The 21,290-nt window shown below is 66.6% G+C and carries 19 protein-coding genes; 10 read left to right on the forward strand and 9 right to left on the reverse strand.

Translation table 11 applies throughout. The features are described 5' to 3' along the window. Window positions 1-58: 58 nt before the first annotated feature. The 3 genes from recJ to VGM71_RS03835 are packed head-to-tail and all read right to left on the reverse strand — an operon-like array spanning window position 59 to window position 4,574. Complete coding sequence (gene recJ / locus VGM71_RS03825; protein ID WP_331542488.1) at window positions 59-1,771, reverse strand: single-stranded-DNA-specific exonuclease RecJ; 1,713 nt, start codon at window positions 1,769-1,771, stop codon at window positions 59-61. Further along, window positions 1,768-2,682 (reverse strand): phosphoglycerate mutase, encoded by a 915-nt coding sequence (locus VGM71_RS03830; protein ID WP_331542489.1) that lies wholly within the window; start codon window positions 2,680-2,682, stop codon window positions 1,768-1,770. The genes recJ and VGM71_RS03830 overlap by 4 nt, the downstream gene beginning before the upstream one ends. Window positions 2,683-2,684: 2 nt before the next feature. Continuing rightward, window positions 2,685-4,574, reverse strand: a complete 1,890-nt coding sequence (locus VGM71_RS03835) for an ATP-binding cassette domain-containing protein (RefSeq protein ID WP_331542490.1) — start codon at window positions 4,572-4,574, stop codon at window positions 2,685-2,687. A 175-nt stretch (window positions 4,575-4,749) separates the two neighbouring features. Between VGM71_RS03835 and VGM71_RS03840 the strand changes: the two genes are divergently transcribed. The 6 genes from VGM71_RS03840 to VGM71_RS03865 all read left to right on the forward strand — a co-directional run bounded on the left by VGM71_RS03840 (window position 4,750) and on the right by VGM71_RS03865 (window position 9,260). Continuing rightward, window positions 4,750-5,079, forward strand: coding sequence for a hypothetical protein (locus VGM71_RS03840; RefSeq protein WP_331542491.1), 330 nt, complete (start codon window positions 4,750-4,752; stop codon window positions 5,077-5,079). 196 nt (window positions 5,080-5,275) lie between these two features. Continuing rightward, window positions 5,276-6,313, forward strand: a complete 1,038-nt coding sequence (locus VGM71_RS03845; RefSeq protein WP_331542492.1) for an agmatine deiminase family protein — start codon at window positions 5,276-5,278, stop codon at window positions 6,311-6,313. Between the two features lie 15 nt (window positions 6,314-6,328). Beyond that, a complete protein-coding gene (locus VGM71_RS03850) occupies window positions 6,329-7,219 on the forward strand; it encodes a carbon-nitrogen hydrolase (RefSeq protein WP_331542493.1) in 891 nt (296 codons plus the stop codon). A gap of 22 nt (window positions 7,220-7,241) precedes the next feature. Beyond that, window positions 7,242-8,474: a TraB/GumN family protein gene (locus VGM71_RS03855; RefSeq protein ID WP_331542494.1), complete on the forward strand. Its 1,233-nt coding sequence runs from the start codon at window positions 7,242-7,244 to the stop codon at window positions 8,472-8,474. 97 nt (window positions 8,475-8,571) lie between these two features. Further along, entirely contained in the window at window positions 8,572-8,892 is a 321-nt protein-coding gene (locus tag VGM71_RS03860) for a cytochrome c (RefSeq protein WP_331542495.1), read from the forward strand. Window positions 8,893-8,909: 17 nt separating this feature from the next. Next, window positions 8,910-9,260 carry a cytochrome c gene (locus VGM71_RS03865; protein WP_331542496.1) on the forward strand — a complete coding sequence of 117 codons (351 nt, stop codon included), beginning with the start codon at window positions 8,910-8,912 and terminating at the stop codon, window positions 9,258-9,260. Between the two features lie 127 nt (window positions 9,261-9,387). Here VGM71_RS03865 and VGM71_RS03870 read toward each other — a convergent pair whose 3' ends face one another. Continuing rightward, a complete protein-coding gene (locus VGM71_RS03870) occupies window positions 9,388-9,981 on the reverse strand; it encodes an NfuA family Fe-S biogenesis protein (RefSeq protein WP_331542497.1) in 594 nt (197 codons plus the stop codon). Between the two features lie 139 nt (window positions 9,982-10,120). On the opposite strand from VGM71_RS03870, the gene VGM71_RS03875 reads away from it, so the two are divergent. Both VGM71_RS03875 and VGM71_RS03880 read left to right on the forward strand, forming a co-directional pair. Next, entirely contained in the window at window positions 10,121-10,462 is a 342-nt protein-coding gene (locus VGM71_RS03875; RefSeq protein WP_331542498.1) for a 4a-hydroxytetrahydrobiopterin dehydratase, read from the forward strand. A gap of 1 nt (window position 10,463) precedes the next feature. Further along, complete coding sequence (locus tag VGM71_RS03880; RefSeq protein WP_331542499.1) at window positions 10,464-11,906, forward strand: type II CAAX prenyl endopeptidase Rce1 family protein; 1,443 nt, start codon at window positions 10,464-10,466, stop codon at window positions 11,904-11,906. 139 nt (window positions 11,907-12,045) lie between these two features. Here VGM71_RS03880 and VGM71_RS03885 read toward each other — a convergent pair whose 3' ends face one another. Continuing rightward, window positions 12,046-12,993 carry an RluA family pseudouridine synthase gene (locus VGM71_RS03885; RefSeq protein WP_331542500.1) on the reverse strand — a complete coding sequence of 316 codons (948 nt, stop codon included), beginning with the start codon at window positions 12,991-12,993 and terminating at the stop codon, window positions 12,046-12,048. 350 nt (window positions 12,994-13,343) lie between these two features. On the opposite strand from VGM71_RS03885, the gene VGM71_RS03890 reads away from it, so the two are divergent. Next, a complete protein-coding gene (locus VGM71_RS03890) occupies window positions 13,344-16,646 on the forward strand; it encodes an Rne/Rng family ribonuclease (protein WP_331542501.1) in 3,303 nt (1,100 codons plus the stop codon). Between the two features lie 59 nt (window positions 16,647-16,705). On the opposite strand, the gene VGM71_RS03895 is transcribed toward VGM71_RS03890, so the two are convergent. Next, entirely contained in the window at window positions 16,706-17,359 is a 654-nt protein-coding gene (locus VGM71_RS03895) for a response regulator (protein WP_331542502.1), read from the reverse strand. A gap of 350 nt (window positions 17,360-17,709) precedes the next feature. On the opposite strand from VGM71_RS03895, the gene VGM71_RS03900 reads away from it, so the two are divergent. Further along, window positions 17,710-17,856, forward strand: coding sequence for a hypothetical protein (locus VGM71_RS03900; RefSeq protein ID WP_331542503.1), 147 nt, complete (start codon window positions 17,710-17,712; stop codon window positions 17,854-17,856). A gap of 3 nt (window positions 17,857-17,859) precedes the next feature. On the opposite strand, the gene VGM71_RS03905 is transcribed toward VGM71_RS03900, so the two are convergent. The 3 genes from VGM71_RS03905 to VGM71_RS03915 all read right to left on the reverse strand — a co-directional run bounded on the left by VGM71_RS03905 (window position 17,860) and on the right by VGM71_RS03915 (window position 21,289). Next, window positions 17,860-18,069, reverse strand: coding sequence for a hypothetical protein (locus VGM71_RS03905; RefSeq protein WP_331542504.1), 210 nt, complete (start codon window positions 18,067-18,069; stop codon window positions 17,860-17,862). 95 nt (window positions 18,070-18,164) lie between these two features. Next, entirely contained in the window at window positions 18,165-20,408 is a 2,244-nt protein-coding gene (locus VGM71_RS03910) for an alpha-galactosidase (RefSeq protein ID WP_331542505.1), read from the reverse strand. Continuing rightward, on the reverse strand, window positions 20,408-21,289 hold the full coding sequence (locus tag VGM71_RS03915) for an aldose 1-epimerase (RefSeq protein WP_331542506.1): 882 nt from the start codon (window positions 21,287-21,289) through the stop codon (window positions 20,408-20,410). Before VGM71_RS03915 ends, VGM71_RS03910 begins: the two co-directional genes overlap by 1 nt. Window position 21,290: the final 1 nt, after the last annotated feature.

Raw genomic sequence — 21,290 nt, forward strand, 5'->3', positions numbered from 1 at the left:
TGGGAAACGAGCCCAGCCTACGCCTTGCGCGTTGCCAAGGCGTCAAGGCGTCAAGGCGTCAAGCGATGGCTTCCATGTGGACAAGGAGGAGGCGCAGGCTTTCCCTGCCCTGCCAATCGTTGACCGAAAGCTCGTACGCGACACGCATCCGCGAAGGCGGTGGCGTGCCATCGAAGCAGTTGAACATCACCGCATCCAGGGGTGCGCCACCCTGTGTATGGCGCAATTGCAGGCGAAGGTGGCGACTGCCCATCGGTTTCCACGACGCGCATTCGAAACGCGCCTCGAACACGGGCGGCGGGAAACCCTGCCCCCACGGTCCCGCCTGGCGCAGTTGCCTTGCCAGGTCGAGCGTGTGGTCGCGGTAATCGAGTTCCCCGTCGGTCTGAACGAGAGCCTGCAAGCGTTCCTCGTCAAGGTACGCACGCGCTGTCGCATCGAAGGCTGCCGCGAAACGGTCGAAGTCGATGGCACGCAAGCTGAGGCCAGCTGCCATCGCGTGGCCGCCGAACCGGATGATGAGGCCAGGATGCCTCGCGTCGATCTCCGCGAGCGCGTCGCGGATATGGAAACCCGGAATCGAGCGGGCGGACCCGCGAAGTTCGTCGGTCTCGTCGCCTGCGGGAGCGAAGGCCAGCACCGGGCGATGCAGCTTCTCTTTCAGCTTCGACGCGATCAAGCCGACGATGCCGGCGTGCCAGCCCGGATCGAACAGAGCCACGCCCACCGAATCGACGTGTGCCGCTCGGGCGACCATCGTCTCGGCCTCCTCCACCATGCCCGCCTGCATGTCGCGGCGCTCCTGGTTGATCGCGGAAAGCTGCTCGGCGTAGCGCCGCGCGATGCCCGCGTCATCCGTGAGCAGGCAGGCGACACCAAGCGACATGTCCTCGAGACGGCCGGCCGCGTTGAGGCGCGGGCCGATGGCGAAGGCGAGGTCCGTGGCACCCACGGTGGACACCGAGCGGCCGCTCGCTTCGATGAGCGCGGTGATGCCGGCGCAAGCCTTGCCCGCGCGCATACGCTTCAGGCCCGCATCGACGAGCACGCGATTGTTGAAGTCCAGCGGCACGAGGTCGGCGACCGTGCCCAGGGCGACGAGGTCGAGCAGCGAACCAAGGTCCGGCTCGCCATCTGGTAAGTGTCCGGCCTCCCGCATCGCGGCGCGCAGGCCGAGCAGCAGGTAAAACATCACGCCGACGCCGGCCAATGCCTTGCTCGGGAATCCGTCATCGGCGAGGTTGGGATTCACTATCGCGTCGGCGTCGGGCAATGCGTCGCCCGGCAGGTGGTGATCCGTGATGAGCACCGCGATGCCACGAGCCCGCGCCGCAGCGACACCCGCCACGCTCGCCACGCCGTTGTCGACGGTGACGATGAGGTCCGGCGCAGGATCGAGTGAAGCGACGAGCGCCACGCTGAGGCCATAGCCGTGCACGAAACGGTTCGGCACCACATGGCTCACGTGCCGCGCGCCGAGCAGACGCAGGCCGCGCTCGGCCACCGCCGTGCCGGTAGCGCCATCGCAGTCGTAGTCGCCGGCGATCACGATGTGCCGGTCATCGAGGATCGCGTGCATCAGCAAGGCCACGGCACGATCCATGCCGCCGAGCAACGCCGGAGGCAGCATGCGGGCGAGGCGGTGCTCCGCGCCATCCGGCGTGCAGACGCCGCGTGCAGCGTAGACGCGCTGGATCACCGGATGCACATGGGCAGGCCAGCCGCTTGGCGCCGTCTCCGCGATGCGCTGGCTCCAGGCCTTGGTGTTCATGCCTTGCGCCAGAAACGCAGGCGGTGCCGCTTGCGCAGCACCATGCGCGTGCCATCGGCGAAGGCGAGACGGATCTCGCTGCCGGCGAGAAGCCGGGCTTCGATGGCGGGCCACCATTCGCGTTCAAAAGAAGTGGGCTGGACGTCCTGCAGGTCGAGCAAACCGCATGCAGGAGCCGCTTCAGCGGCTCCTGCAAAGTCAGCTCCAGGGTGGATGTCGATGCCCGCCCGATGGGCCAAAGCCCAGGCCAGCAGATCGTCGCTGTAGATTCGGGTCAGGCCACTTTCCACCCAATCGGGTAAGGCCCCGGGCCCCCACAGCCACACGCTGTTCACCGGCGGCAGTCCCTGCGCGGTGCGCGCACGGTTCACCGGATGGTTGTGCAACACCACCTGCGCCTCGTTGATCAACGCGCGCCAGCGGCGTCCTTCCCCGCCCTTCGGCAAGTGCTCGAAGAGGTCGGCGCCCAGGGCTTCCTCCGGCTCGGGGAACGACGGCACCTCGACGTAAGGCGGCAGGCGCAGCTGCCAGTGCTGGGCATCGCCGACGCGAAGTTCCATGCCCTCAGCCTCGAACGTTTCGGCCAGCGCGGCCACGAGGCTTCGCGCGTCGGCGACGCTCAGGCCCAGGTTCCCGCAAGCCAGCAAGCGTGCGCCGTTGAGTTCGGGCTGGACCCATGCCGGATCGGCGGAAAGCCAGAGCGACTCGCCAGCGTCACCGGCGACGGACTGGCGGATCAACGCGGCAGCAGGCAACGGCCCGGCCGGCCAGTGAAAGTGTTGAGCGAGCGCGACGAGATAGCCGGGTACGGCGGCAGGCAGCAGGCTGCCCCGCGCAAGCCACTCCGATAAACCGGCCGTGCCGGCCAGCTTGTCGCGGCCCGGCAACAGCACATGGAGAATCGTGCCCACCCTCAGGCCTCGATCTGTTCGAGGATTCCGAGCCACTCCAGCTCGAGGCTTTCCTTCTCGCCACGCAGTTCCGCCTGGCGCTGGCCGAGCTTCATCAGTTCGGCGGTGGACCCTTCGTACACCTTGGGGTCGGCGAGCTTGACCTCGATCGCCACCAGGTCCTTGTCCATGTTCGCGATGAGCGATTCAATCTTCTTCACGCGCGCCCGCAGAGGCTTCTCCTTCTCGCGTTCCTCGGCGCTCAGCTTTCGACGTTCCTTCGCCGATTCCTGCACCGGCGCATCGGCTGGCGCCGAGGCGACGGCCGCTGTCTTGCGCGTGGTGGCGCGGCTGCGCAGCCACTTCGCGTAATCGTCCAGGTCGCCGTCGAACGGCTCCACCTTCCCGTCGGCCACGCGCCAGAACTCGTCGCAGACCATGCCCAGCAGGTGGCGATCATGCGAAACAAGCACCAGTGCACCATCGAATTCAGCAAGCGCGTCGGCCAGCGCCTCGCGCATGTCGAGGTCCAGGTGGTTGGTGGGTTCGTCGAGCAGCAGGAGGTTGGGCTTGTCCCATGCGATCAGCGCGAGCGCCAGACGCGCGCGCTCGCCGCCGGAGAACGCGTCCACGGGCTCGAAGGCGCGGTCGGACGGAAAATTCCAGGTGCCAAGGTAGTCGCGCAGCACCTGCGCGCTGGCGTTCGGCGCCTTTTCCTGCAGGTGGTCGAACGGGCTCGCGCCCTCGCGCAGGCTTTCGACGGTGTGCTGGGCGAAATAACCGATGCGCGTGTCCTTGTGGATGCCGCGCTCGCCGAGCAACGGCGCCAGTTCGCCGACCAGCGACTTCACCATCGTCGACTTGCCAGCGCCATTCGGGCCGAGCAGGCCGATGCGGTCGCCGGACTCGAGGCCGAAGGCGATGTCGCGCAGCACGACGTGCTCGCCATAGCCCGCGTCGACGTGGTCAAGCTGAAGCATGGACGTGGGCAAACGATCCGGAGCCGGGAACGAGAAACTGAAGGAACGTTCTGCACGCACCGCCTCGGTGCCGGCCATCTTCTCCAGGCGCTTCATGCGCGACTGTGCCTGCTTGGCCTTGCTGGCCTTGGCCTTGAAGCGGTCGATGAAGGACTGGAGGTGGGCCCGTTCGGCCTGTTCGCGGACGTGGGCGATCTGCTGCTGGCGCAGGTGCTCCGCGCGCTGCCGCTCGAACGCGGTGTAGTTGCCGGTGTAGAGCTTCGCCGTACCGTCGTGCAGGTGCATCGTGTGCGAGATCACGCCATCGAGGAATTCGCGGTCGTGAGAAATGATCAGCAGCGTGCCCGGGTAACGCCGCAACCATTCTTCCAGCCAGAGCACGGCATCGAGGTCGAGATGGTTTGTGGGTTCGTCGAGCAGCAACAGGTCCGACGGCGCCATCAGCGCGCGGGCCAGATTGAGACGGACGCGCCAGCCGCCCGAGAACGAAGCCACGGGCTGCTCGTGCGTCTCCGGCGCGAAGCCGAGGCCGTGCATGAGCCGGCCCGCCCTTGCCCGGGCGTCGTAACCGTTCACCTCCTCGATGCGCAGGTGCGCGGCGGCGACGGCTTCGAGGTCGTCCGCGTCCAGGGCATCCGCCTCGGCCTTCAGCGCGGCGGCGACTTCCGCATCGCCGCCCAGGACGTATTCGATCGCCGGATCGGGCAAGGCGGGCGTTTCCTGCGCCACAGAGGCCTGGCGCACCTTCGAGGGCATGTCCAGGTCACCCACTTCCGGTTCCAGTTCGCCCTTCAGGGCGGCGAACAGCGTGGACTTGCCGCAGCCGTTGCGGCCGATGACGCCCAGGCTCCAGCCGGTCTGGATGGTGAGGTCCATCCGCGACAGCAGGGTACGGCTGCCCCGGCGCAGGGCGAGGTTGCGGAACGAGATCATGGTAGGCACGCGGACGAAAGACGACTGCGCATGATAGCGGTCCCGGCCCCTGCCGTCCCCGAAACGCGACGCAGCACACAGCGGGGCGATCCGTCACGCCCCGCCCATGGCGCTGCACTGGGGCGATCTGTTACAACGGCGTCCTGCGCCGCATGGGGAGCGCGACGGAGCCATCATGACTATCTTCAAGCCTGTTTTCACCGCGATCGCCCTGGCCCTCGTGTCGGCCTCCGTGGTCCCATCCGCGCACGCCGGCGATACCCTGCTGATGCAACGCGCCAGGCAGGCGGAGTCCATGAACCTGCCCAAGAAGGGCATGAGCATGGCCGACGTGGAGCGCCGCTTCGGCTCGCCCACCTCGAAGCTGGACGCCCGTGGCGGCGGCAGCCGCAAGCAGCCGGTGATCAACCGCTGGATGTACCCGGGCTACATCGTCTATTTCGAGCGCAGCCACGTGATCCACACGGTGCTGAACACCCCGGCCGGAAACAACACCCATCCGTAGGAGCGCGCCCTGCGCGCGACATCTTTTCGCGAGGAGCAACAGGCCCTGTGTTCACGGCCGCAAAAGATGTCGCGCGCAGGGCGCGCTCCTACGGGGATGATGGTGCCCTGGCCGTTCGGGCAGCAGTAACGAGGAAGCCTTACAATAGCCGGCTCCCCTTTGATTACGAGCTTCCCCTTTGCCGCCCTCGCCCGACATGACCGACCGTTCCTCCTATCGCCTGCCCGCCGAATGGGAACCGCAGGCCGGCGTGCTGATCGCCTGGCCGCACGTGGGTACCGATTGGGCCGACCGGCTGGCCGAGGTCGAGACCACGTACGTGGCGCTGGCTGCGGCGGTGACCCGTTTCGAACCGCTGCACATCGTCGTGGCCGACGCAGCGCTGCGCGAGCATGCGCGCCTGGCGATCGAGCAGGCCGGTGCGGACATGTCGCACGTGCACTTCATCGAACTGCCCTACGACGACACCTGGCTGCGCGATTCCGGCCCGATCACGCTCACCGGCCCTGACGGCGTGCTGCTCAACGACTACCGCTTCACCGGGTGGGGCGGCAAGTTCGGCGCCGAGCAGGACGACGCGCTAATTGCCGGCCTGCTCGAGCGTGGCGTGCTGTCCGGGCTGCCGCACCGGCGCATCGACTGGGCGCTGGAAGGCGGTGGCATCGAGAGCGACGGCCGCGGCACCATCCTCACCACCTGGAAGTGCCTGAACCAGCGCCACCCGGATCTTTCGCGCGAAACGATGACCGGCACCCTGGCCGACACCCTGCACGCGAGCCGCGTGCTATGGCTGGACCACGGCTATCTTGAAGGCGACGACACCGACGCCCATATCGATACGCTGGCGCGCTTCTCCGAGGACGGTGGCATCGTGTACCAGGCGTGCGACGACACCAGCGATCCACATTTCGAGAAACTGGGCCGGATGGCATCGGAACTCGCCGAACTGCGTTCGCCGGAAGGCACGCCTTATGCGCTGCATCCACTGCCGTGGGCCCAGCCGATCCTCGACGACGGTCGTCGGCTCGCGGCGTCTTATGCGAACTACCTGATCGTCAACGGCGCGGTGCTGGTGCCGGCCTATGGCGACCGGGTGGATGCGGAAGCGGCGCGGATCATCGGTCTGGCCCATCCGGGTCGCGTGGTGGTCCAGGTGCCTTGCCGTTCGCTGATCTGGCAAAACGGCAGCCTGCATTGCATCACCATGCAGCTGCCGGCGGCGATCGCCGCCTGACATCGAGGAACATCCATGACCCGCAAGACCCTCAAGGTCGCCCTCCTCCAGGAAACCGACCGCGGCAACCGCGACGCCAACCTCGATGCCATCGAGGCCGGACTGCGCGAAGCCGCGAAGGCCGGCGTGGAACTCGTGCTGCTGCAGGAACTGCACAACGGCCCGTACTTCTGCCAGCGCGAGAGCGTCGACGTGTTCGACCTGGCCGAGACCATCCCCGGTCCGGGCACCGACCGCATCGGCAAGCTTGCCGAGGAGCTGAAGCTCGTGGTCGTCGCCTCGATCTTCGAAAAGCGCGCCACCGGCCTGTACCACAACACGGCGGTAGTCTTCGATCGCTCGCGCGCGATCGCTGGCAAGTACCGCAAGATGCACATTCCCGACGATCCTGCGTTCTACGAGAAGTTCTACTTCACGCCGGGCGACCTCGGCTTCGACCCGATCCATACCTCGGTAGGCAAGCTGGGCGTACTCGTGTGCTGGGACCAGTGGTATCCGGAAGCCGCGCGCCTGATGGCGCTGGCCGGCGCCGACCTGCTGTTCTATCCCACGGCGATCGGCTGGGATCCCAACGATCCGGACGAGGAAAAGGCGCGCCAGCGCGAAGCGTGGATCACCGTGCAGCGCGGTCACGCCGTCGCCAACGGGCTTCCACTGCTGTCGTGCAACCGCACCGGTTACGAGGCCGATCCCTCCCACGTGGGCAGCGGCATCCAGTTCTGGGGTTCGAGCTTCGTGGCCGGACCGCAGGGCGAGTTCCTCGCCCAGGCTGGCACGGACGGCCGCGAGCTGCTGATCTGCGAGGTCGACATGGAGCGTAGCGAGCACGTGCGCCGCATCTGGCCGTTCCTGCGCGACCGCCGCATCGACGCCTACGGCGACCTGACCAAACGTTTCCGCGACTGAATCCAACAGGACCTCCCGCCGCATGATCCCCGTCGAGAACGTTGCTCCACCCGCCGCCCTGGAAGGCCAGCCCATCGAGCGCATGACGCGCGACGGTGTCGACTACGTGATCCTGGGCACGGCGCATGTATCGCGCGCCAGCGTGCAGGCGGTGGACGCGCTGCTGGAAACCGAGCATTTCGACGCGGTGGCCATCGAGCTGTGTCAAAGCCGCGCCCACGGTATCCGCGATCCTGAAGCGTTCAAGCAGATGGACCTGTTCCAGATCATCCGCCAGGGCAAGGCCGGCATGGTCGCGGCAAGCCTGGTGCTCGGCTCATTCCAGAAGCGCCTTGCCGCGCAGTACGGCATCGAGCCCGGCGCGGAAATGAAGGCCGCCATGGATGGTGCCGACGCGCGCGGCATCCCGGTATGGCTGGTGGACCGCGAAGTCGGCACCACGCTCAAGCGTGCCTGGCGCAGCGTCGGCTTCTTCCAGCGTTTCGGCCTCATGGCGGGCATGCTCGGCAGCGTGTTCGAGCGCGAGGACATTGCCGAGGAAGACATCGAGAAACTGAAGCAGTCCGATCTGCTCGAGAGCGCCTTCAGCGAATTCGCCGCCGGTTCCGCGCCGCTCTACCGCGCATTGATCGCCGAGCGCGACGAGTTCATGGCGGCAAAGCTGCGCGAGAACGGTGCGTCGATGGACGTGGCGGCGCCGAGCCGCAAGGTGCTGGTGGTCATCGGGGCCGGTCACCTCAAGGGCATGAGCGCGCAGCTGGCCGAACAGCATGGCGACTCACGCGCCATCGCCGACGAGCTGGCGGTGACTCCGCGCGCGGCGAAGTGGCCGAAAATTCTTGCGGTTGGCGTGGTGCTGGCGATCTTCGCCGCCATCGGCTTCGCGTTCTATCGCAACCCGGGCCTCGGTGCCGACGCGCTGAAGAACTGGATCCTGCTCACCGGTGGTCTTTCCGCGCTGGGCGCCCTCATCGCCGGCGCGCATCCTCTGTCCATCGTCGCGGCGTTCGTCGCCGGGCCGCTGAAACCGTTCCGTCCGGGCATTCCCTCCGGCGCCATCAGTGCCATGGTCGAGGCCTGGGTGCGCAAGCCGCGCGTACTGGATTTCGAGCGGCTGCGCGACGACATCACCCATTGGACCGGCTGGTGGAAGAACCGGGTGGCGCGCACCCTCCTCAATTTCTTCCTGGTGTGCATCGGTACGATCGCGGGCGAATACATCGCGGGCATCCACATCATTCGCAGCCTTTTGTGAGTTCCGGCGGCAACCTGAGTTGTCCCTGGTCACGGCAGGCCTCTATACTTCCAGGGCTGTTCAACCCCGGCCCCGCCCGGCACCCAGGGAACTCTTAATGAAGCGTCTGCAACTGGTTGGTCTGATTGCTGTAGCTCTGTGCGTCGCGTCCGCCGCGCATGCGGAAGGGGATAAATCCAGGGGGCGGGAACTCGTCTATACCTGCAACGGCTGCCACGGCGTGCCGGGTTACTCCAATGTGTATCCCGATTACCACGTGCCGCATATCGCCGGGCAGAACGAGCAGTACATCGTCAACGCGCTGAAGGCCTACAAGAACGACGAACGCAAACACCCGACGATGCACGCCCAGGCAGAGAGCCTGTCCGACCAGGACATCTCGGATATCGCCGCCTACCTTTCCAGCATCGCCAAGTAAGTCGCCGAGGACGAATGATGATCCGTGGGTTTCCCCTGATTGCCGTCGGCGCGCTCCTCGCGCTGACCGCCACCCAGACTTTCGCCGCCGGTGATCCGGTGCGCGGCAAGACCAAGACCGCTACCTGCGTGGCCTGCCACGGCCAGGATGGCAACGCCGTCGACCCGCAGTACCCGCGTCTTGCCGGCCAATACGCCGACTACCTGGCGCAGGCCCTGCACGAATACAAGGATGGCCGCCGCAGCAACCTCGTCATGAAGGGCTTCGCTGCCACCCTGTCCGACCAGGATATCGACGACCTCTCGGCGTACTTCTCCATGATGCCGTCGAAGCTGCAGGGTCTCGAGGGCCACATCCAGGGCGAATAAGCCCTTTTCTGCGAACCTTAGGAGCGCGCCCTGCGCGCGACATGTTTGCGCTTCAGTCCGCGACCTCGCGCGCCAGCTCCGGGCCTCGGCCTCAGAACATGTCGCGCGCAGGGCGCGCTCCTACCGATCAACCGGTGGCGCGCGCAAAGTAGGGCTTGTCGCCGGTTTCGTGGTCCGTGGCGTCGCGCACCTCGGTAATTTCGGGAATCCGTTCGCGCAAGGTCTTCTCCACGCCGTTCTTCAGGGTGACGTCGACCATGCCGCAGCCGTGGCAGCCGCCGCCGAAGCGGAGGACCACGACGCCATCGGCCGTTACCTCGACCAGCGAGATGCGCCCCCCGTGGGAGGCGATCTGCGGCGCGATCTCCGACTCCAGCACGAACTGCACGCGCTCCACCAGGCCGGCGCCCTCACCCGGCGCCTCGCCCTTGATTCGCGGCGCGCGGATGTTGAGCTGGCTGCCGGTAGAAGTGGTTTCGTAATCGATAGTCGCCGGATCGAGCCAGCGCATGCTTTCCGCGTCGACGTAGAGGTTGAAGCCCTCGCATTCCACCGTCCATTCGTCACCCTGCAATTCCGAGCCGGCGCAGAACTCCAGTTCGCATTGGGCGGAAGGCGTGCCGGCCGCCACGACACGCAGGCGGATGCCAAGGCCGTCGTCGCCCTGCTGCGACAGGAGGCGCAGGAAATGCCCCTGCGCACGTTCCGAGATATCGATCATGATGACTCCGAAGGAGGACCCGGCCTGGGGATGCCGGAAACAGCACCATTTTAGTACGCTTTCGAGCCGGGCGCGGCTTTTTGACAATTCAACCGGCCGCGCGCCACGCTTCGCCTCTTTCCCCGATGGACACGCCACGATGACCCTCTCCCCGCTCGCCACCCAGCACAGCCAGCCGCGCAAGGGCGCGGAACACGCACTCGACCGCGCCGCCATCGACGGCCACCTCGCCAGCCTGCCCGGTTGGAAGCTGAGCGCCAACGGCAAGGCCATCGTCAAGGATTTCCGCTTTGCGGATTTCCACCACACCTTGGGCTTCATCAATGCGGTGGGCTTCATGGCGAACCAGGAAGACCACCACCCTGACCTAGAAGCCGGCTATGGCCATTGCCAGGTGCTTTGGTCGACCCACGAGGTGGGCGGACTTTCGCTGAACGACTTCATCTGCGCGGCGCGCGTCGAGGCGTTGCTGGACCGCTGAGGTGCGATCGGGGGGCTTCCGCTGGACGGCGCTGGCAACGGTCCTCCTCGGGCTTGCCCTGCTGGTGGCTCTGCCGTATTTCGCTGCGGCCGTCGTCCGCGCTGCCATCGCATCGGCGAGCGCCACCGATCGCGCCACCTATGCGGCAGGCGGTTCGCCGTGGTCCTGGCGCTTTCGTGGACCGGATGATGTCATCGCCGGGCGGGCCTTCGGCAGCGGCACCCTCGATGGTTCCCCCGCGGGCCTGGTGCTCCGTGCCACGGATGGAACGACCATGGAGATCGGCCTCCCACTATCCAGGCCGGTGGACCTCACGCGCCTGGACCGTCTGGAATGGCATGCCCACGCGTCCGCCACCGGGATCTATGGGCTGGCGGTGCGTGAAACGCTAGCAGGGCCGATGGCACAGGCCAGTCTGGGCGAACTGCGGCCGGATTCACTCTCGCGCCCGATTCCCCTGCAACAGCTCACCTGGACCGACGGGATGGGACATCCGGTAAGGCCCCCTTTGCGCGCCGCGATGCTGCGCCTGCGGGCGACGCTACCCGCCCGGGCCACCGTCGTACTGGAAGACGCCACGCTTCGTGCGGGCAGCGGCGCGATCGTGCCGTTGTCCGTTCCGCTGCCGTCCGGCCTGCCGGCCGAAGGTCTCCTGGCCTGGCGCGACAGCCAGCGCGCGGCCGATCCGCTGATCACGTTCGGAACCGCATCGCCGGCGCATGTCGTGCCCATGTGGATGACCTGGCTTCCCGTCCTCGTCTACCTCGCGATCCTCACCGCGTCGGCATTTCTGCGCAGGTCGGGGCCTGCCCGCCTGAAAGCTACGGAACCGGGTAACGTCCGGCCCGCGCTGAAAAACGATGTGGCAGACGCCACGCTGGTCCTGATCGGCCCGCTCTGGTTCATCGCCGGGCTGGGTCTCGCGCCTGACCCGGAACCCCAGGGCATAGCGATGTTCGCCGCGGGCGTGGCCTACGCCCTCGTCCTCGCCTCGCGACGAGCCCTCCCCGGCTGGCACTGGCTCGGTACCGTCCGCGATGCGGGCTGGCCGCTACTCGCCATTCCCGCGGCGCTCGCCCTCGTACTCGTCGCTGGCCACGCGCTGCGATGGCCGCCGATGGGGCGCATCGCGCTCTACCTGGGCTGGGCTCTTTTCCAGCAATGGCTCCTGCTGGCGGTCGTCGGCGCCCTGCTGGCGCGAGCCCTTCCAACGCCATGGGCGGTCCTGGTCACGGCACTGGCCTTCGCCCTGTTGCACACACCCAACGGACTGCTGATGCAGTTGTGCTTCGCGGCAGAACTGGGCTGGGCGTGGTGGTATTTCCATCGCCGTGCGCTTTTGCCGGTGGCTGTGGCGCATGCTGCCAGCGCCGTGCTCCTGCAGGCGGGGCTGGCAGGTGGACTGCTACGATCCCTCGAAGTCAGCGCCCGCTTCCTGAACTGAGAAGGCTTTGCCTGAACTGAGAGGGCTTTGTAGGAGCGCGCCCTGCGCGCGACATGTGTTGAGGCCGTGCCTTGGAGCTGGCGCGTCAGCTCACGAGCTCGGCGAAAATATGTCGCGCGCTGGGCGCGCCCCTACACAATCAGCCGCGCAGGTTGTCGAGGAAAAGCTTCAGATCGTCCGGCAACGGCACGGAAAAATCGTAGTTCTTGCCGCCAAGGTCGAAACTCATCCGCGCGGCGTGCAGGAACATGCGCTTCAGACCCTTGGCGCGGAAACGCTTGTTGGCCTCTTCATCGCCATACTTCGGATCGCCGGCCAGCGGGTGACCGACGTACTGGGCATGCACGCGGATCTGGTGTGTGCGGCCCGTACCCAGCGTGGCCTGCATCAGGCGCGATGCCGGGTACTGCTCCAGTTCCTGGAAGAAGGTGAGCGAGGGCTTGCCGGCATCGTCCACCCGTACCACGCGCTCGCCGCCATGGAGAACGGACTTCAACAGGGGGGCATTGACGTCGAACTTCGCCTTGCGTGGCGTGCCGGTCATGAGGCAGAGGTATTGCTTGGTCACCTCGTTGTCCCGGATGAGCGCCTGCAGGCCGGTAAGGCCCGGACGGGACCGGGCCAGGACCAGCACGCCGCTGGTGTCGCGGTCGAGGCGGTGTACCAGTTCCAGGTGCTCGTTCGGCCGGGCCGCGCGGAGCAACTCGATGGCGCCATGGCTCACCCCGCTTCCGCCATGGGCGGCGATGCCCACCGGCTTGTCGATCACCAGGAAGTGCTTGTCCTCGAAGATGACCGAGTCGGCCACGGCCTTCACCATGCCCGACGGCGCCACGCCCTCCTCGCGCTCCGCCACGCGAACGGGCGGGATGCGCAGCATGTCGCCCAGCGCCAGGCGGGTTTCCGGCTTGGCGCGCTTGCCGTTGATGCGCACCTGCCCCGTTCTCAGCAGGCGGTAGACCAGGCTGCGCGGCACCCCCTTGAGCATGGTCATCAGGGCATTGTCCACACGTTGACCGTCCCGCTCGGGACCGATTTCGACCTGGCGTACACCTTGGCCGCCGTCGAGGGAAGTTGCCGTCTGCATTGATAAAACTCGAAATTGATAGGATACTCGGCGGGCGCCAGGCTCCGCTGAAGACTCATCTCTCGCGGGGTGCCGGGGCCGCCGCGTAAGGCGAGTGTCGCGCCATTCCGTCCGAGGGGTCGGACGGCGAGGACACCCCACATCGTAGCGGTTCAGGTTGCGGTTGTCCGGCTAATCCGTAGGGATGCGGACCGGTTGCAAGGCGCTTATTCACGAATCACGCCGGGTCCAGGTATCGGTCCCGGATCCCATGCCGCTTGAAGCCTCACCGCTGCGGCGCGATCCCCGGCAGGCCGCCATATGGCGCCACCGCGGCGCGCGGCCGCGCGGCAAGGCCGAGGAACCTACAAATGAAGCGTATGTTGATCAACGCGACTCAGCGCGAAGAGTTGCGTGTGGCTATCGTCGATGGCCAGAACCTTTACGATCTCGATATCGAAATCCCGTCCCGGGAACAGAAAAAGGCCAATATCTACAAGGGCCGCATCACCCGCGTCGAACCCTCCCTCGAGGCCTGCTTCGTCGACTACGGCGCCGAGCGCCATGGCTTCCTTCCGCTGAAGGAAGTCGCCCGCGAGTACTTCAATCCCAACGCGGAAGGTAAGTCGAACATCCGCGAACTCCTCAAGGAAGGCCAGGAAATCATCGTCCAGGTCGAGAAGGAGGAGCGTGGCAACAAGGGTGCCGCCCTCACCACGTTCGTCAGCCTCGCCGGCCGTTATATGGTGCTGATGCCGAACAACCCCCGCGCCGGCGGCGTGTCGCGCCGCATCGAGGGCGAAGACCGGCAGGCGCTGAAGGAGGCCATGGAGCACCTTTCGGTGCCCGACGAGATGGGTCTCATCGTGCGTACCGCGGGCATGGGCCGCGACGCCGAGGAACTCCAGTGGGACCTCGACTACCTCCTGCAGCTGTGGAAGTCGGTCTCGGCCGCCGCGAACTCGCAGAAGGCCCCGTTCCTGATCTACCAGGAATCGAAGCTGTTCATCCGCGCCCTGCGCGACTACCTGCGCAACGACATCGGTGAGATCCTGATCGACGAGGAATCGCTGTTCAGCGACGCTCGCGATTTCGTTCAGCAGGTGATGCCCAACAACCTGCGCAAGCTGAAGCTGTACCAGGATCCGACCCCGCTGTTCTCGCGCTACCAGATCGAAACGCAGATCGAGAGCATCTTCGAGCGCAACGTGCGTCTGCCCTCAGGCGGCTCGATCGTCATCGACCAGACGGAAGCCCTCACCGCCATCGACATCAACTCGTCGAAGGCGACCAAGGGCAGCGACATCGAGGAAACGGCGTTCAACACCAACCTCGAGGCTGCCAGCGAGATCGCCCGCCAGCTGCGCATTCGCGACGCCGGCGGTCTCATCGTCATCGACTTCATCGACATGGACAGCCCGCGCCACCAGCGCGAGGTGGAAGAGCGCCTGAAGGACGCCCTCAAGGCCGACCGCGCCCGCGTCCAGATCGGCCGCATCTCACGCTTCGGCCTGCTCGAGATGTCACGCCAGCGCCTGCGGCCCAGCCTCGGCGAAGCCACCCAGATCGTCTGCCCGCGCTGCGAAGGCCACGGCCACATCCGCAGCGTGGAATCGCTGGCGCTGTCCACCTTGCGCCTGATCGAAGAGCACGCCATGAAGGAAAACACCGGGCAGGTCCTGGTGCAGGCGCCATCGGCGGTCGCCAATTTCATGCTCAACGAGAAACGGGCCAGCATCGTCGAGATCGAGTTGCGCCACAGCGTGCACGTGGTCGTGGTCGCCGACGAGAAGCTGGAGACCCCGCACCTCGAGATCACCCGTATCCGCGAAGCGGACATGGGCGAGCACAGCAAGCCCAGCTACGAGCGCACCACCCCCACGGTCGCCACCGCGATGCCGAAGATGGGGCAGGCGCTGGGCAGCGGCGAGCAGCCGCTGGTCACTGGCGTGGTGCCTTCCACGCCGGCGCCGCAGCGCGACGACGACGACGAGATCGAAGCCCCCACCGCACCGGTGCGCCCCGCGACGCGCGCGGCTGCGCCGACCGCTCCCACCGGCGGTTTCTTCTCCCGCCTGTTCGGCAACCTTTTCGGCGGTGGCACTCCCGCCGCACCCGCGGCCCAGCCGGCGGCAACCACCCGTCGCGAGGATTCGCGCCAGGGCGGCCGTAACGAGCGCAACGGCCGTCGCGACGAGCGTCGCGGCAACGAAAGCCGTGGCAAGGGCGGAGAACAGCGCGGTAGCCAGCAGGGCCAGCGCAAGGACAACACCCAGCAGCAGGCTCGCGGGCAGCAGCAGGCGAAGGGTGGCAACAAGCAGCCCCGTGGCGACCAGCAGCCCTCGCGCCAGGGTGAGGACAAGCAGCCGGGCCGCCAGAAGGACGCCCAGCAGCAGGGTCGCCAGGGTCGCCAGGACCAGGCCGCCCCGGGTGAGACCCGTCGCCAGCCGCGTGGCGAACGCCAGGCGCAGGGTGAGAAGGTCGAGAAGGCCATGCCCGCCGCCGCAAGCACCGATGCCCCGGCACAGCCACCGGCACCCGCACCCCGTGCGCCTGTCGATAAGATCGCCCCACCGACGGTAAAGGCTGACGACCATCCGATCCAGGAAGGTTCCGAGGCACCGGTCACCGACATCGAAGCCACGATGGCCGCCGATACGAATACCGTTCCCAGCGAAGCCGGCAAGGACACCGAGGGTGGACAGCGCCGCCGTCGGGGCCGCCGTGGCGGCCGTCGCCGCCGTCGTCAGGAAGACGGCACCCAGGCCGGTGCGATCGAAGACGCGAACAGCGTCGACGATCTCGACGACGAGGACGGTGACGACGAGATGCAGGTCGCCCCCGCACGTCCCAGCCCCAGCGTGCCGCCGGTACTCGATACCGCGGCCGCGGCCGAGAGCGCCTTCGCCGTGGAAGCGCCTGCCGGCATGGCGACGCGCCCCGCCGAGCCCGCCGACGACGAGGCTGTTCCGTCCGCCCTCACCCTGCCCACCCTGCCAAAACTGCCGCCGATTCCCGGCAGCTCCGCCACGGTGACGCCTGCCGTGCACGCGGCCGATGCCGCCACGCCGGCGGATTCGGCCCAGACGCGCACCACCGAACGTCGCCAGACCGAATCGGATGCGCCGCTGAAGAGCGCGCCAGTGACAGGCTCCGCGCCGGTGCCCGCCGCGGCTCCGGTGAGGGTGGAGCCGCCGGCCATAGAAGACGTTGTGGCGACCGCGCCGCCGGCCTCGGGCGTGGGTCTCGATGCACCGGCACGTGGGTTCCTGCCGGAGGAAGAGGCCAGGGCACCTGTCGCGGAGACGGTGGCCGAGGAAGCTACGGACGCCCGGAAGGTGTCTCCGCCGGCGCCCATCGCCGATGAATCGGCTGCGGGGGAGATTCCGGCTCAGGTGGTTTCCGCCCCGGCTCCAGTGCCTGCCCCGGCACCGGCTCCTGTGTCCGCCCCTGTCGTGCCGGAAACGGTGAACCAGAGCCACACGCCTGCGCAGGATGCCAAGGATGAGGACGAGGAGACGTCGGCACCGGCCGTCCAGGCCGTGCCAAAGTCGCCGGACGCATCGAACGTGTCGCCGGTTTCGCATCCGGCGCAGGAACCGAAGCCCGGCTGGACACCGCCTGCCCAGGGTGACCTGCTCACCCGCCCGAGGCAGGAGCCGCACGGCGACTGATGATCCAAACAAAAACGCCGGGGCTTGCCCCGGCGTTTTTTTTCGATGTCAGAACGGTTTCAACTGCCGACCTGATGGTTATGCGTATCGAGCAGGCCGTGCACCGTCATCAGGTGGGCGAGGCCCACGACATGCTCGACGTGCAGCTTTTCCATGAGACGCTGCTTGTACGTCGAGACCGTCTTCGGGCTCAAGTTCAGGCGCTCGCCGATCGACGTAAGCGGCATGCCGCGAACGAGCATCATCGAGACTTCCATCTCGCGGGTGGAAAGCGTGTCGAACGGCGAATCGGAACCGTCGAGGGTTGCCAGCGCCAGCTGTTGCGCCACCGTGGGCGCGAGGTACCGGCGCCCTGAAGCCACTTGACGCACGGCGCTCAGCAATTCGTCCGACGAGCAACCCTTGGTGAGGTAGCCGAGCGCACCGGCGTCCAGCAGGCGCTTGGGAAACCTCGCATCGTCCACGACCGTCAGGATCACGACGTTAGTGCGTAGCTTGGCGCGGATGATGCGCTCCGTCAGTTCGACGCCGCTCATGCCCGGCATGTGGACATCGACCAGCGCGATATCCGGTGAATGTGAACGGATGAGGCGCAGACCCTCCTCCGCCGAACTCGCCTCCCCCCGGATCCGGAGATCAGCCTGCTGTTGCAGGATCATCCGGAATCCGGTCCTGACCAGTTCATGGTCGTCGACCAAAACAACGTTAATCATTAAGTGCCCTCCCTGGGCCGACTGTTCTAGGCGCACGGATTGGACCGGGCGCCGCCTGCGAATGCATACAATGCCAGATGTGCAGGCGAGACAACCAGCGTAGGGGTATCATCGTGACCTGCACCCGCTTTATGTAGCGGCATCCCCACGCCGTGCGCTGACGCACGGCCTGATGGCGGCGTCATCCTTTGCCGCAGCTATGCGTAGGCGTTCTCCGATATCCGCTGCGCGACTGCGCTCTCAGCTGCGCCTCCCTCGCGGAACGGGTTGCGACGCGCCGCTCACACACTGGGCACACTGCCATCAACCACGGCACGCCAAGGTGGGCCCTCCTGAGACGGAGAACGCCCATGGCCAATGAGAAAAATCGCCCACCGCAGCAACCGGGACAGGATTTGCCGCCGAAAAACAAGCGTGGTCCTACGGAACAACCGCCGACCGACGCCTCCGGGGACCCTGTGGACGATACCGGCGAAGATAACCAGCGGAAGAAATAATCGTCAGCCTGGCGCGTCCGACTCGTCCGTGTCGACGACATCGGCGCGCACCCGGCGCGCCGCCCGTGCGGCGGCGCGCTTTCGCAGAAGGATGATGCCGGCGAGGATGAGAATGGTTGGACCCCAGCGTCCTCCCGTGGCCTTGGCGAGCAGTTTGCCTGCCGCCAGTGCACCGATCGTGCTCGTATGTGAACCCGATGCCACCGTAGCCATGACCGTACTCCCAGCCTGATCGCCCCGTCGTGCGGACAGCGTCGTCGCCGTCGCATGGGGGCGACGTGAAGCTGGCAGCTAGGCCACCTCCACGCTCACCTTGCCTCCCGGTCCAGCACCAGTCCCGCCGCCTGCAAGTCGCCCTTCATGACGATATCGATGCCGCGCTGCATCCAGTAGGCACCGCTTGCCGACTCCGGCGTGCCGGGCGCCACCTTCCCGTGGATCGAACGCACGCGATAACGCGCGGCCGGATCCAGCCCGCGCAGGGCTAACGTCGGGAAGGGCCGCGCTTCTTCGCCTTGGCGCTGGAACGCGAACAGCACGACCTGCCGCCCGTCGGCACCGACTGATTCGGTGCCCGACCAGGGTGCCCGCCCCTGTGGCGAGAGCAGCCGGTACAACGCACCGCGCTGCACCGTGGCACGGATCTTCTTGTATTCGGCGATGTAATCCCGTGCCATGGCTTCCTCGGCCGGCGTCCATTCGAGCAGGTTCGCGCCGATACCCAACCCGCCCTGCATGGCGGAAAGGAAACGAAAATCGAGCGAACTGCTGCGGGCATTCACCCAGTTCGGCGAACCGGTGACCCACGCCATCATTGTCGCTGGCGCGTAAGCCTGACTGAAACCATCCTGGATCGAGAGGCGGTCGGAAGGATCGGTATTATCGGAAGGCCAGACTTCGTCCGTCAGCGCCATGATGCCTAGATCCACGCGGGCACCGCCACCGGAACACGATTCGATCTCCACGCCCGGATGGCGTGCCCGCAACTCGCGCAGGATGTCGTAGAGATTGCGCACGTACGCGACATAAACCTTCTGCTGTTCGTCCGCCGGCATCTGCGGCCAACCCGGCTCGGCCCAGTTGCGGTTGTAGTCCCACTTCAGGAACTGGATGTCGTTGTCCCGCAGCAGGCCGTCGAGGACTTCCAACACGTGCGCTTTCACGTCCTCGCGGGCAAGGTTGAGCACAAGCTGGTGACGCCCTTCGCTCCGCTCACGCCCCGGAAAATTAAGTACCCAGTCCGGATGCGCGCGATAGAGGTCGCTATCCGCATTCACCATCTCCGGTTCCACCCACAGGCCGAAGCTCATGCCCAGGCCGTGCACCTTGTCGATCAGCGGCTTCAGGCCGTTCGGGAACTTGCGCCGGTTCACCACCCAGTCGCCGAGACCGGCATGGTCGCTGTCGCGCGCGCCGAACCAGCCATCGTCCACGACGAAACGTTCGACACCAAGCGCGGCGGCCTTCTCGGCAAGACGCTCCTGGCCTGCTTCGTCCACCTTGAACTCGGTGGCTTCCCACGAGTTGTAGAGCACGGGCCGTAGCTTGGCGCCGGCGCCGCCGGGAAGGACACGTTCGCGCTCGAAGCGATGCATCAGGCGCGACGCCGCGCCCATGCCCTGCCCGGTATAACCGGCGTAGAACACTGGCGTGTCAAGGCCCTGCCCCGGCTGCAGGCGATACGCGAAATCGAACGGGTTGTAACCGCCGGTGACGCGAACCTGGCCCAGAATGTCCTCGTCGACCTGGATGCGCCACGAGCCGCTCCATGCCAGCGCACCGAACCAGACGTCGCCATGTTCTTCGTTCCAGGCGTCGCCGCGGCCGATGGCGAACCAGGGGTTGTTCTCGTCGCCGGTGCTGCCGCGGCGGCTTTCGAGCACGGTGGCTCCCGGTGTCACGGCACGCGTCTGCAGGTGCCATTCACCGGCCCAGGTACCGGTGAGATAACGCAGCGAGTAGTCGCCGCGCGGAAGGTTCCACGTCGCAGCAGCGGCATTGTCGATCGTCAGCGCCTGCTTGCCTGCATTCTCGATATGCGCCGAACGGCCGACGATGCCCGTGGCCGCGTCTGCCGTGTAACGCAGGTCGACCGTCACGCCGGCCTGCGCATCGCGCAAACGGATCGACAGGGCGTTCTTGTCGATGCGATGACTGTCGTAGCGCAGCACGAGGTCGCGATTGCCATCGTCCAGGCGAAGCTTCAGCGCAGGCGTGGCGGTCATCTGCCCACCCCAGCCCGAGTATTCCTGCGGGGTGAGGCTGCCGGCCGGGTCGAACGACGAGCGCTCCGGCGCGGGGGCGGCAGGACCGAGCGGATCGTCTTGCGACAATCGTGCACCCCAATAGAGGGTTTGCAACGCGCCGTCGGCATTCACGCCCATGGCATAGGTAACGTCGCCGGCGTCGAGACGGAAGACGCGATGGGCGGCATCGTAGCGAGGCACGGCGTCTTTGGGCGACGCGACTGGCGCGGCGCCGATGCTCGCGGCAACAAGGACGCCAGTGGCGAAGGCGATCAGGAGACGGATCGTTCGGGGCGGACGTTTCACTATGCGTTGTTCCCACGGAAGGCGAAGCATCGTTCCAGGCTGACGCCGGGCGCCAGGTCGGTCATTCCATTGGCGAGCGGGCCGCCAGGAAGATGTACGGCATTGATCGGGTGGTCCACCGGCTCGAAACAGAAGAACGTCTCGCCGTCCGGCACGTAGAGCACATACCTGTCGACGTCGGACTCGATATGCAGGCGAAGTGCCAACGCCGGCCATTCGACAGTCGCCCTGCCGGACCAACCCTCGAAGGCGTGATTGAGGCCGCCTTCCGGCAGTGAGCGGTCCTTACCGAAATCCCAGGCTTCCGGCACGGCGTCGCGTCGCACCGGCAAGGGAGCGCTGCCATCGTTCTGCCACACTGAATGCGCGGGCGCGAGCAGTCGCGCTCCGCCATGCAAAGGGAAAAATGGATGCAAGCCCAGTCCGAACGGCAACGAGAAATCTCCGGTATTCGTCACGCGAAGGCGTACACGCAATGTGTCGCCATCAAGACGATAACCGAGGAGGGCACGGTAGCTGTAGGCCCCCGACACGGATTCTTCCAGCGTCAGCACGAGGGTGAGATCGTCGTGCCGGGCCACTGCCCATTCGCGCTGCCAGCCGCTGCCATGGATGGGCCACGCATCGTCCTCACGATTGCGCGCAAGCCTCGCCTCGCGTCCCCGGTAAAAAAAGCCGCCGTGGGCAATGCGATTGCTCCACGGCAGCAGGGGGTAACAGGCAAGACGATTGGGGTCGCGGGTACCGGTCCAGCCCCTCATCAGGGCTACCCCGGCACCCCGCTCCATCCACTCCAGCCCGGCGATGCCGCCGCCCACCTGTGGCAATACGTGCAGGCGCAGTGAATCGTTCCGGAGCTGGAGCGGGACGGGTTGGGTCATG

The organism is Luteibacter sp., from assembly GCF_036499525.1.
Lineage (GTDB): Bacteria > Pseudomonadota > Gammaproteobacteria > Xanthomonadales > Rhodanobacteraceae > Luteibacter.